The 12,224-nt window shown below is 54.5% G+C and carries 12 protein-coding genes; all 12 read right to left on the reverse strand.

The genetic code is table 11. The features are described 5' to 3' along the window. Positions 1 to 9: 9 nt before the first annotated feature. Entirely contained in the window at positions 10 to 363 is a 354-nt protein-coding gene (rsfS, locus tag R2K26_RS04765; RefSeq protein WP_176820695.1) for a ribosome silencing factor, read from the reverse strand. 52 nt (positions 364 to 415) lie between these two features. Then, positions 416 to 1,000: a bis(5'-nucleosyl)-tetraphosphatase (symmetrical) YqeK gene (yqeK, locus tag R2K26_RS04770; protein WP_316519012.1), complete on the reverse strand. Its 585-nt coding sequence runs from the start codon at positions 998 to 1,000 to the stop codon at positions 416 to 418. Further along, positions 993 to 1,607 carry a nicotinate-nucleotide adenylyltransferase gene (gene nadD / locus R2K26_RS04775; RefSeq protein ID WP_316519013.1) on the reverse strand — a complete coding sequence of 205 codons (615 nt, stop codon included), beginning with the start codon at positions 1,605 to 1,607 and terminating at the stop codon, positions 993 to 995. Before nadD ends, yqeK begins: the two co-directional genes overlap by 8 nt. A gap of 3 nt (positions 1,608 to 1,610) precedes the next feature. After that, positions 1,611 to 1,916 carry a YhbY family RNA-binding protein gene (locus R2K26_RS04780; RefSeq protein WP_308448404.1) on the reverse strand — a complete coding sequence of 102 codons (306 nt, stop codon included), beginning with the start codon at positions 1,914 to 1,916 and terminating at the stop codon, positions 1,611 to 1,613. A gap of 3 nt (positions 1,917 to 1,919) precedes the next feature. After that, positions 1,920 to 2,510, reverse strand: coding sequence for an RdgB/HAM1 family non-canonical purine NTP pyrophosphatase (gene rdgB / locus R2K26_RS04785; RefSeq protein WP_316519014.1), 591 nt, complete (start codon positions 2,508 to 2,510; stop codon positions 1,920 to 1,922). Between the two features lie 3 nt (positions 2,511 to 2,513). Next, on the reverse strand, positions 2,514 to 3,353 hold the full coding sequence (locus R2K26_RS04790) for a metallophosphoesterase family protein (RefSeq protein ID WP_316519015.1): 840 nt from the start codon (positions 3,351 to 3,353) through the stop codon (positions 2,514 to 2,516). Continuing rightward, positions 3,350 to 4,270: a signal recognition particle-docking protein FtsY gene (gene ftsY, locus R2K26_RS04795; RefSeq protein ID WP_316519016.1), complete on the reverse strand. Its 921-nt coding sequence runs from the start codon at positions 4,268 to 4,270 to the stop codon at positions 3,350 to 3,352. Before ftsY ends, R2K26_RS04790 begins: the two co-directional genes overlap by 4 nt. Positions 4,271 to 4,291: 21 nt before the next feature. Then, positions 4,292 to 7,864, reverse strand: coding sequence for a chromosome segregation protein SMC (gene smc / locus R2K26_RS04800; RefSeq protein WP_316519017.1), 3,573 nt, complete (start codon positions 7,862 to 7,864; stop codon positions 4,292 to 4,294). A 12-nt stretch (positions 7,865 to 7,876) separates the two neighbouring features. Next, complete coding sequence (locus tag R2K26_RS04805; protein WP_316519333.1) at positions 7,877 to 8,866, reverse strand: radical SAM protein; 990 nt, start codon at positions 8,864 to 8,866, stop codon at positions 7,877 to 7,879. After that, on the reverse strand, positions 8,862 to 9,548 hold the full coding sequence (gene rnc, locus R2K26_RS04810) for a ribonuclease III (protein WP_316519018.1): 687 nt from the start codon (positions 9,546 to 9,548) through the stop codon (positions 8,862 to 8,864). The genes R2K26_RS04805 and rnc overlap by 5 nt, the downstream gene beginning before the upstream one ends. 21 nt (positions 9,549 to 9,569) lie before the next feature. Further along, positions 9,570 to 10,583, reverse strand: a complete 1,014-nt coding sequence (plsX, locus tag R2K26_RS04815; RefSeq protein ID WP_316519019.1) for a phosphate acyltransferase PlsX — start codon at positions 10,581 to 10,583, stop codon at positions 9,570 to 9,572. Between the two features lie 245 nt (positions 10,584 to 10,828). Further along, on the reverse strand, positions 10,829 to 12,169 hold the full coding sequence (locus R2K26_RS04820; RefSeq protein WP_316519021.1) for an FAD-dependent oxidoreductase: 1,341 nt from the start codon (positions 12,167 to 12,169) through the stop codon (positions 10,829 to 10,831). Positions 12,170 to 12,224 lie beyond the last annotated feature (55 nt).

The raw sequence follows: 12,224 nt of genomic DNA on the forward strand, positions 1-12,224 counted from the left end.
ATAACAAAATCAATTCGGTTCAAACGTCATGTTGAGCTTTTCGCCGTCGAGCCACAGGCGATCCAAATCATAAAAACTGCGCGCTTCCGAGGTGAAGATGTGTACGACCACCGTTTCGTAATCGAGCACGACCCAGGAATCGGAGCGATAGCCCTCCACGCGGTCCGGCGCAATGCCGAGCTCTTTCAGCTTAAACTCCAGCTCGTCCGCCAGAGCATGCACATGCGTGCTGCCGGTGCCGTTCGCCAGAACGAAATAATCACCGAGCGAGGAAACGTCCGAAATGCGGATCACATTGATCTGATCGGCTTTTTTCGCATCCAAAATGCCCGCTGCGGTTTTTGCAAGCGTCAATGAATCCATGCTTTTAGCCATTCCTTTCTGCGCGCTGCGCGATTTTTATGCTTCCTTCCGCTTAGTTGCCGTGCCGCAAAGCCCACACCGCGTCATTATATGCGTCTATGGTTTCCGGCACGATGGGCGCGCGGTCTTTTGCGAGCTCCGTAATGGTGAACGCGATGCCCTCCACAATGGCTTTGTCAAGGCTTTTATACGCGGCCTTGCGCATATCCTCTACGCCGGGGTAATTGCGGTCTTTGGAGATGAAATCTGCGATAAAAATGACTTTTTCGAGTAACGTCATGTTTTTTCTGCCCGTGGTGTGGTATCGCACGGCGTTGTAAACATCCTCGTCCTCAATGTGCAGAACATGCTTGATATACACCGCGCCGCTGATGGCATGCCAGAACTTTTTAGCGGAAAGTTCAACGTCACTCATAATTATACCAAAGTCCGCGAGAATTTTCAACTGTTTCTCCGGGGGTGTATCCTTCAAAATATCGTGCAAAAGCCCTGCAAGCTCCGCTTTTTCGGTATCGGCACCGTATTTTTTTGCAAGCTTTACCGCTTCTTCCGAAACATTTAAGGAGTGTTCGAAACGTTTTTGCGTGAGCATGGGCTTGATGATATCGATATATTGCTGTTTTTCTTTCTTATTCATGCGTGTAAAGCCTCTTTTTTTGGATGTATTCCGCGACGCCTGCGGGCACAAGACCGCTTATATCTTCGCCCTGCAGACTTTTTTCGCGCACCATCGTCGATGAGACAGGCAAAAACTCGATGTTCTGCACGGTAAAGCGCAGCTGCGGGAACTTTTCCTTCACTTCTTCCCCGTGCGTGACAAGCGTTTGGAAGCTATCCTTGTCACGCGGTGCGGCACAGATCTCTGCCGCGGCGAAAATACGCTCCGGGTGATACCACTTTTCGACGGTGCAGAACATGTCTTCCCCCATCAGCAAAAAGAGCTCATCGTCGGGATATTGCGCTTTCAGTTCCGTCATGGTGTCTGCCGTGTAGCTTTTGCCCGTGCGCAGCACTTCAATATCCGAGACTGTGACGGGACATTCGGCGATGTCCGCCGCCGCAAGCCTGCACATTTCAATGCGGTCTGCCCCGCTTGCAAGCTGATGTGTCGCTTTGTGCGGCGGCGTGCCCGTCGGAATCAAAATCACGCGGTCAAGCGACAGACGCTTAATAAACTCCCGCACAAGGTGCACATGCGCCGTGTGGATGGGATTGAACGTGCCGCCGTAAATGCCGATGCGCATGGCTTATGCCTTTTTCGCACGCGGCAGGACGATCTTCGGATCCTTTTCGTTGCGTTTATAAAGCGCAAATTTGGAACCGATGACCTGCACGACTTCGCTTTCCGTCTGCTCTGCGAGCGCTTCTGCGGCTTCACGCGGAGAGACCGGCGCAGTCTCCAACACTTTGCCCTTGATGAGTTCACGCTTAAAAATAGCGTCTGCGGCCTGCTTTACGACATCTCCATCGATGCCGCCCTTGCCAATCATCAAAATGGTGTCTTCATTTACGGCGAGCGAGCGGAGATACGCTCTTTGTTTACTGGTCAGCATAATTTATCCCTCTTTATCTTTCAGGTAGTTTTCAAGTTTTTCTGCGAAAATACGCAAGGATTTTCCGCGGTGGCTCACGGCATCCTTTTCTGCTGCCGTCGCTTCGCCGAACGTCTTGCCCGCGCAGCCTTCTTCGGTGCAGATGAAAATGGGGTCATAACCGAAACCGCTTTCGCCGCGGCATTCCTCTGCGATGCGCCCGTAGCAGTAGCCCTCGGCTTCAAGTACGTCGCCGTTCGGGAATACACAGCAGATGGCACTTGTAAAGTGTGCGCCGCGCTTTTCTTCCGGCACGCCCTTGAGCTTTTCGAGTACCGTTGCCTTACGCTTGCCCGGCTCGGCATACCGTGCGGAATACACGCCAGGCTCGCCGTTTAAATAATCGATCGATAAGCCGGAATCGTCCGCGACGCACGGCAGGCCCGTTTCGTCACATGCGGATTTCGCCTTGATATACGCGTTTTCACGGAACGTGGTGCCGGTCTCTTCCGCCTCGGTCAGCTCGGCCGTCTGCACGGTGATGCCAAGCGGCGCCAAAATGCGGCCGAATTCTTCTATTTTATGCGCATTATGCGTTGCAATGATCATGTTCATGCGTTATCCCTCCAAAACTCCGAAATCGCGTGCGGCTTGCTGCCAATGCTCTAAAAGTACGGGGCCGCCCGCTGCAAGCTCTTCTGCGCGCTGCACGCAGAAAAGCGAATAATTCTTGCCGGTGTAAAGCTGTTTTAAAATCGCATGCCCCCACACGCCCGCGCGGGTCAGCAGTCCGCTTTCGCGAATTTCCAGTGCTGCGGCGTCAATATCATACGGCACTTCAAGCAGCGTTTCGTTCCATGTGTTTTCGTCGGAATCGAGCAGCGCCATTTTCGCCGTGACGGTTTGCGTACACTGCACGCCGACCGCGCCGGGATTCACGTACAGCTTGCCCATTGTGTGCGCGCTGCACGGCTGATGCGTGTGACCGCTTAAAAGCACGCGCTCGTCGATTTTTAAAAGCCAGCTTTCAATTTTATAGGAGAACGGGCGCAGCGTGTCGCGCGTTTTTTCCGGTGAGCCGTGGCAAATGCGTATGGGACACTTGCCGTTTGGATCAATTGTCTGCATAAACGGCAATGCGGAGATGAACTCGAGATCCTCCGCCGTAAGCCCCTCGTAGGTGTATAGAAGGGAGCCTGTTGTAGTGCCGTTTGCCCAATCGCTGCCGAAGTTGTGGTGGTTCATCACATATTCTTCGCGGTTGCCGCGCACGAACCAGCAGGGCATTTCCTGCTTTGCGCGGTATATTAGCTTCATGGTCTCGTGCGGGTTTGCACAGTCCGAAATATAATCGCCGAGGAAAATGTACCCATTCGCTTTTTGCTTTTCCGCTTCCTTCAGGCAAGCTTTCAGCGCATGGTGGTTGCTGTGTACATCGGAAAGAACGGCGAGCCTCATGCTTCCGGTCTCCGCTCGAACAGTGCGCGGGCGAAATCCTCCGCGTCAAACGGCTGCAGGTCGTCCACCTGCTCGCCGACGCCGATGAACTTCACAGGCAAACCGAGATCCCGGTGGATTGCCAACACAACGCCGCCCTTTGCGGTGCCGTCGAGCTTTGTGAGCACGATACCCGTGAGCCCTGCGGCTTCTTTGAATTCACGCGCCTGATTGACGGCGTTCTGCCCCGTTGTGGCATCGAGCACAAGTAAAACTTCTTTGCTGCAGTTCGGCAGACCCTTATCGATGATGCGCGAAATTTTGGAAAGCTCGTCCATCAGGTTTTTCTTATTGTGCAGGCGTCCGGCCGTATCACAGATGACCACATCGGCGTGACGTGCCTTTGCCGCGGAGATTGTATCGTACACGACGGCGGCGGGGTCTGCGCCCTCTGCATGCTTGATGATCGGCACGTCTGCGCGCTCTGCCCAGACTTCAAGCTGCTCAATGGCCGCCGCGCGGAACGTATCCGCCGCGCCCAAAATTACCGATTTGCCCTCTTTTTTAAGGCGGGAAGCCAGCTTGCCGATGGTCGTCGTTTTGCCGACGCCGTTCACGCCGATGACAAGGATGACGGATGGCTGCGTATCGAGATGCAACTCGTTGTCGCCGCTGACCATCTCCGTGACGACCTCCTGCAAAAGCGTCATAATCTCGTTCGGGTCTGTGATGCCGCGCTCTTTCACGCGTGCGCGGAGCGTATCGCAGATTTCGGTCGCGGTGTTCATGCCGACGTCCGCCATGACAAGCAGCTCCTCAAGCTCCTCAAACAGATCTTCATCGATCTTTGTGAACGCGTGGAGCATGCTGCTAATCTGCCCGGTGATGCTGTCTCTTGTTTTTTTCAGTCCCGCTTTGATCTTATCAAAAAAGCCCATTCAGGCACCTCTTTTCCGAATTTATGTTGTTATACCCAGTTTTTCCTGCGCTTCGTGTGCGTGCAGTGCCAAGAGTTTCGAAATGCCCTGGTCCTGCATCGTCACGCCGTAGAGCATATCAGCTTCTTCCATCGTGCCGCGGCGGTGCGTGATGACGATGAACTGTGTCTTTTGATTCATGCGGCGCAGGTAATTTGCAAAGCGCACGACATTTACGTCATCCAGCGCAGCTTCAATCTCGTCGAGCATACAGAACGACGGTGGATTCACGCGCATGATCGCAAAGTAAAGCGAAATTGCCACAAGCGCCTTTTCGCCGCCGGAAAGCAGCTCGATGTGCGAGACGATCTTGCCCGGCGGATGCACGCGGATATCAATGCCGGAATGCAGTACATCGCCGCTGTCCGTAAAGCAAAGCTCTGCCGAACCGCCGCCGAACAACTCTTGAAAAATCCGGCTGAAATTCTGATTGATGACGGAAAAGCGCTCTGCAAACTGCGTCTGCATCTGCTTTGTCAAGTTGTCGATGAGCTTTAACAGTTCGGCGCGGGAGCGCTGCACGTCGTCCGTTTGCGTTTTGAGGAAATTGTAGCGCTCCGAAACCTCTTTGTATTCCACAACAGCCGCCACGTTGACGGAGCCGAGCGCTTTGATGCTGTTTTTAAGTTCGGACAACCGCCTTTGCGCCGTGGGCACATCTTCAATCGTGATGTTCATTTCCTCGGCTTCGCGGCGGGTAAGCTCGTATTCTTCCCACAGCTTTTTGAGGATAGCGTCGTATTCACCGCTCTGGTTTTCACGGCGTTCGCGCAGACGAGCAAGTTCAAGGCCAATCGTCTCGCGGCGCGAGGAAGCTTCGCGTTCCTTTTGGCGCAACTCGCTCGTCTGTTGCTCGAGTACCGTGCGCTTTGCGGCGATGGCGCTGACCGTTTGCCGTTTTTCCTTTGCGGTCTCACGCAGATTAGCAGATTCAATTTTTCGGTTTTCAATATCCGCTTCGCGCGCTTTGATCTTCTCGAAGCTTTCCGCAAGTTCTTGATTTAAACTTTCTATACGCGCAGCGCGCTCGGACTGCTGTGCTTTCAGCGTTTGCACAGCATTTTCAAGCGATTCTTTATCTTTTTCGATGGCGAGCCCCGCAAAACGGATTTCCTGCAAATGCTGCAAGGTCTCATCACAACGATGCATTGCGTCCTCGCGGTCGCCGACCATGGATTCCATTTTGCTTCTGGCTGCCTGAATTTTGTCTTCTGTTTCTTCTGTTTTCTGCTGGGCGCTGTCTGCGGTCTGCACAAAACCGCTCAGACGCTTTGCGGCACTTTCTTTTTCGTCGCGCAGAGAAGCAAGGTTCGCGGTTTCCGTCTCCACGTCGCGTGCGGCACGGGCCGCTTCCGTTTTGAAGCGGATCTCATCTTCCCTGTGCTGCGCCAGCACGGCCTTAGCGTTTTCAAGCTCCGCCATGGCCTGCAGCACTTCCTGCTGTGTAGCCTTGTGGCGCTCCAGTGTTTCATTTGCAGCCTGCGCCAGCATTTGTGCGTCTGCGCGAATGCGTGCAATCTCCGCCGAGCGGCTCAAAAGGCCGGAGTTGCGCGCCGCGGAACCGCCGGTGAACGAACCGCCCGCATTGACAATCTGCCCGTCCAAGCTGACGACACGGTAGCGGAACCGAATACGTCGTGCAATCTCCGCCGCGCGGTCAAGGTCTTCTGCAACAACAGTGCGGCCGAGCAGAGAATCACGGATGCCGGCGTACTGCTCATCACAGTGGCAGAGTGTTGAAGCCACGCCCACAAAGCCGGGCATATTCTGCACATCGCGCGCATCGATAACCGTACCGCGCACCGTGGTCAGCGGCAGGAATGTCGCACGGCCGGAATCGCGCTGTTTCAATAAGCGAATAGCCGCTTTCGCCGCATCTTCGGAATCAACGACGACGTTCTGCATGGCGGCGCCGAGCGCGGTCTCCAGTGCCACGGCGTATTCGCGCGGGACTTTTAAAAGCCGTGTAACAGGTCCGTGGATACCACGCAGATTGCCGCGCGTGCTCTCGCGCATGACGGTTTTAACGCTCTGCGTGAAGCCTTCAAGATTGCGTTCAAGGTCTTCCAACAGTCCGGCGCGGCGCTCTTTTTCTTTGGCGTCGAGCATTTGGCGGTCGGCTTCGGCTTTCACGGCTTCGGCGCGTTTTCTGCGCTGCTGCACACGCATTTCATGCCCCTGTACAGTGTTTTCGGCGTTATGAATGTACTCCGCCGTATCGTGCAGCATGGCGTCAAGCTCCTCGCACTCCGTGTGAAGTGCTGCAAGGCGTTCTTCACTTTCGGTGATCGCAGCATCCACTGTTTCAGCGCGGGCGCGAATCTCCTGCATGGAGGATTCCGCCGAGGACTGCTGCACGCGCATTTCGGAAAGTGCAGCGTTCAGTGCCACAAGCTCAGCCGAAACGGCGTCGATCTCACGCGTGGTGCTGTCCGTGCCGGCACGCAGCTCCTCGAGTTGTGCGGTAAAGGCAACGAAATCGGCATGGTTCTGCGCAGCTTCCGCTTCCTTTGCTTTTACCGCCTGTTCTTTTTCTTGAATATCCGCTTCAAGCGTTTGTCCGGTCAGCGCGGCGCTTTCGATCTCGCCGTTTAATCTGCGGATGGTCTGCTGCTCGTGCAGAATATCGTTTTCAAGCACCGAAACTTCTCCCTCTTTACGGGTGGCGAGTTCATCGGCTTCGGAAGCCTTCAAACGTGCTTCTTCCATCTGTGCGGTGCAGCCGTTCGTTTCCGTGAAATTCTGCTCGATTTGCGCGGAAAGCACATTGAGCTCACTTTCGACTTCCTCGTAGCTGTTCTGCGCGGAGGCAATCTTTTCCTCCACCTCGCGCACGATCTTGCCGGAGCGCTCCAGCGTTTCAAGCCACAAACCGATCTCCAGTTCCTTTTTCTCGCTGTCGAGTGCAATAAACTTTTCGGCTTTCTCTGCCTGCTCGCGTAAAGGGCCCACGCGTTCTTCGAGTTCGTTTAAAATATCGTGCAGGCGAACGAGGTTTTCTTCGGCTTTTTCCAAGCGGCGTTCGGCTTCCTCTTTGCGGTAGCGAAAGCGCGAAATGCCGGCGGCTTCTTCAAAAATCTCGCGGCGGTCTTCGCTTTTTGCGGAGACGATGCTATCGATCTTGCCCTGCCCGATGATGGAATAGCCGTCGCGGCCGAGGCCGGTATCCATGAACAGCTCATGCACGTCGCGCAGACGTACGAGCGTTTTGTTAATGCGGTATTCACTTTCGCCGGAGCGGTAAAAACGACGCGTAACGGAAACGGTGTCGCCGTCGTAATTCAACTCGCGGTCGGTGTTATCCATGGTGACGGTCACTTCGCAAAAGCCCTGCGCTTTGCGCTGCGGCGTGCCGCTGAAGATGACGTCCTCCATTTTAGAGCAGCGCAGTGCGCGGGTAGACTGCTCGCCGAGTACCCAACGCATGGCATCGCTGATGTTGCTCTTGCCGCTGCCGTTCGGACCGACGACCGCCGTGATGCCGTTTTCAAATTTTAAAGTCGTTTTATCGGGAAAGGTTTTGAAGCCCTGCAGCTCCAGAGATTTTAAAAGCATCTGTTTACCTGCCTATCGTAGCCTGTATGTGCCGCCGGAAAGCGAAGCATCCGGGCGGATGTGCACGGTGTAGCCGTGCTTAGAGAAATGCTGCAAATTTTCTTTTTTCTGTCCGAGCGCAACGGAAAGCATGCGCGGGTCAACATCGATCGTAACTTCCGAATCGTTTCGGGCTTGAAGCGCTTTAAGGACGTTTTCGCGGAAGATCGCGCTGCGGCACAGCTCCATAAAAGCGGGGTGAAACGGTCCCGCGACACGGTTTTCCATTTCTTCGCTGGCGTGCAGCCCCACACGGATGAGCTTTACACCGCGCTGCTCAATCATCGGGATAAGCTTTGCACAGAGTGAAACGGCATCCTCTAAGGTCTGCGGTGTGTATTTTCCTGCGCGGTACAAATCGCACAGTGGTGTGTTTTCTAAGACGATCGTAGGGTAAATGCGCATGGTGTTCGGCTTTAGAGCCAACAGCCTTTCGACAGTCTTCATCGCCTTTGCGTCACTGTCGCCGGGCAGCCCGGTCATCATCTGCAAGCCGAGCTCAAAGCCGTATGCGCGAATTAACCGCGCAGCGTTTTCCACATCCTTTGCGGTATGCCCCCGACGATTGAGCAGCAACACTTCGCCATCCATCGACTGCGCACCGAGCTCGATTGCCGTTACGCCGTATTGCTTTAATACGGTCAGACGTTCATCATCAATGGCATCCGGCCGCGTAGAGCAGCGGATACCGGCAAAGCCGTATGTTTCGCATGCTGCGTGCGCTGTTTTTAAAAGCGCCAAACGGTAATCGGGGTCGATTGCCGTGAAGCTGCCGCCGAAAAATGCGATCTCGGCGTTCTGCACGCGTTTCCCCATTTGCTTTGCTGCGCTTTGCAGCAGCGCCGCCACTTCTTCGGGCTGCGGCTGATGATTTTCACCTGTAATGCGGTTCTGATTACAGAAGCTGCATTGCTGCGGGCAGCCGTTGTGCGGAATAAAAATTGAGATGTTCGCGTGCTTAATAGCCCATCAGCTCCAGTGCTTCGCGTGCCGCCTGCTGTTCGGCTTCCTTCTTGCTGCGTCCGCCGCCCTTGCCGATGACATTGCTGTTGAGGTGCACCTCTACAGTGAAGTGCTTGTCATGGTCGGGGCCATGCTCGCCGGTAAGGACGTATTCGAGTCGTTCACCGGGGTTCTGCTGAATGATCTCCTGCAGCATCGTCTTGTGGTCTTTAAACGGCCGTTCGCCCGCAGACTGCGCCGCCGGTTCAATGTAGTGCAGTACAAAGCGCTTAGCTTCCTCCAAGTTGCCGGAATCGAGATAGATTGCCGCCGTAATGGATTCGAACACGTCCGCTAAGATGCTTGGACGTTCTCTGCCGCCGCTGTGCTGCTCGCCGTGGCTGAGACGCAGCAGCTCGCCTGCGCCGAAGCTGCGTGTAAACCCGCAAAGCGATTTTTCGCATACGAGCGCCGCTCGCTTCTTTGTCAGCTTACCTTCGGGAATATCCGGGAACGCTTTGCACAGGTATTCCGCCGTGACAAACCCCAAAATGGAATCGCCGAGGAATTCCAGTCGCTCATAACTCTGGTCGCCGCCGCGACTCTCGTTTGCGTAGGAGGAGTGCGTCAGCGCTGTGATGAGCAGGTTGCGGTTCTTAAATTTATATCCGATCTTTTTTTCAAATTCATCCAATGATCTCATAGTTATACCCTTGCTGTCTTGTTATTCGTTCGTGTTTTCCGTTTTCTCGTTTTGTATGGCTGCGGTGATCTCACTTATAATGCCGGACTCGGCGTACTTCACCGTAAGCGCAATGGCGTTTTTCAGCGTGGAAGCCTTGGCGCTGCCATGTACCTTAAAGACCGGCTTCGAGCACCCGAGGATCGGCGCACCGCCGTATTCGTTATAATCAAGCTCTTTTTTCATGGCTTTCATGTCGTTTAAAACCATTGCCGCCGCAAGCTTATTTTTTAGGCTCTTTTTGAAAACGGCCTTGAATTTATTCATCAGCGCCATGGCGACGCCTTCATACATCTTAAGAAGAATATTGCCCGTAAAACCGTCGCACACCACAACATCTGCCGCATCAAACGGAATGTCTCTGGCTTCAATGTTGCCGATGAAATGGACGTCTTTGTTTTCGCTCAGCAGTGCAAACGCCGCGTGCTGCAGTTCGCCGCCTTTGTGCGGCTCCGTGCCGACATTTGCAAGGCCGATGCGCGGCTTTTGAACACCCATGACCTTCTGCATATACACAGAGCCCATCATGCCGAACTGCTCCAGCATTTCGGGGCGGCATTCGTTGTTTGCGCCGCCGTCTGCCAGCATGAAAAAGCCCTCGGATTTCGGCATGAGCGGTGCAAATGCCACGCGCTTGACGCCTTTGATGCGCTTGACGAGCAATGTGGCGCCAACGACGAGTGCGCCGCTGTTGCCGGCGGACGCAAACGCATCGCCCTTGCCCTCTGCCAAAGCGCGCAGGCCGACCGCCATAGAGCTTTGCTTTTTGGCGCGCGTGATCGCTGTGGGCTCATCCTCCATCGTGATGACATCCGGGCAGTCGATGATCTCAAAATCGGAAACGTTAACATTCAGCTTTTCCGCCGCCGCTCTGATCTTCTTTTCGTCGCCGGTTAAAACGATCTGCACATGGAGCTCATCTGCCGCCAGACGGCAGCCTTTTATAATTTCGTCCGGGGCGTTGTCGCCGCCGAATGCGTCGATTATGATCCGCATGTTTTTCCCTCACTTTAATATTCAGCTTCCGGCAAAAGCCGGTTTTGTTCGGGCATTTCGGTTTCTCAAACACGGATTTTCCGCCGATAAACCGCTTTAGACTATAATTCACTCTATTATAGCAAAAAAACAACGCAATTTCAATACCGCGCTCCCCATAAGTTGCACAAAACAAAAAACGTGCGCCAGGCTTTCCCGGTACACGTCTTTTGCTGATTTGGAGGAAAAATTTTGAGTTTTGATTTTTAGAATTTATCCGGCAGGCGGATCTCGCGGCGCACGGCTGTGCCGTCGATCTCGTTAAACCGCACGGCTTCGTTCTTTACGGCCATTGCGGCGGCGATGCCCGCGGCCTCACCCATGGAGCGGCAGGTGGGTTGAATGCGTGCGGCGGACTGCGCACGGAAATCCATACCCGCGCAGCGCCCGGCTGTAAGCACGTTATCGAGCGTTTTCGGGATCATCACCCGGAACGGGACTTCCCAATACTGTTCATCGGCCGGTACGTCATGCTGATATTTGAGTCCCAGCGAAACATCGTCCACGCCGTGCACATCGATGGGATAATGGCTCGCAGCAATGCCGTCCGGGAATTTTCTGTACGTCAGCACATCTTCAATCGTCAGCATGTATTCTGCTTCGATGCGGCGGGATTCACGAAAGCCGACGAGCTGCGCGATGCTTGTGATATACGCATTCTCAAAGCCCGGAATATAGTCGCGTAGGAATTTGCGCAGGCGCATAATGGCTTTTTTGCCCTCAAGCTGCTTTTGCGTCATAAATTCCGCATCCACAACGTTTTCTTTCGTCGTCAGCTCCGGGCAGTTGAAGTTCATGCCGTCCGGGCGGCCGGGAATGCCGAATGCCTGAAAATAGCACGCGTCCTGCTCGGTCAGCACGCCGTTTTCATACGCCTTGCGGATAATGTCTTTCATACCGGGCGTGTTCATAGCAAAGTATTTATATTGGTCGTTGCCGAGGCTGCGCATATACGCGTGGAAACGTTCAAAGTCAATACCCGCCATGTCAAAGCGCAGGGAGACCGGCTGATTCACGCGGTTGTGGTTGCCGGACTGATACGACGCACCGACGAGCTTGATGAGGTCAGCGTCACCGGTGCAGTCAATGAAGCACTTCGCTTTGTATGCCGCAAGGCCGTTCTTATTGTTGACAATCACGTGTGTTATTGTGTGATCTTCGAGCACGGCATCCACGAGCGTGGTGTAATACAGAATATCGCAGTTACTGTCTGCCGCCATGTCTTCCAATGTGATTTGCACCATAACGGGGTCAAAAGAGTTGGCGTCTTCCTCTGTCCCGCCAACGGCGCGCAGGCGCTCTACAAGCTCTGCACTCAGCGGGCAGTGGCCGTCATAATTTTTGATGTGCAGTGACATCAGCGGCAGCACAAGACCGGTGGTGGCCGAGCCGCCGAGCGCGCCAAACTGCTCGATGATGAGCGTACGGCTGCCGCGGCGAGCTGCAGCGATGCCCGCAAAAGCGCCTGCCGTGCCGCCGCCGAGCACGACGGTGTCAAAGGTATCGATGACCGGTATTTTCTTTTCGGGAATATGCAGTGTGTTCATATACATTCCTTTCTTTATGGAGAGGATCCCGCCCTCCGCCGTGCGGGCAGAAGGC

Source organism: Neglectibacter sp. CSJ-5, assembly GCF_032490475.1.
GTDB lineage: Bacteria > Bacillota > Clostridia > Oscillospirales > Acutalibacteraceae > Hominenteromicrobium > Hominenteromicrobium mulieris.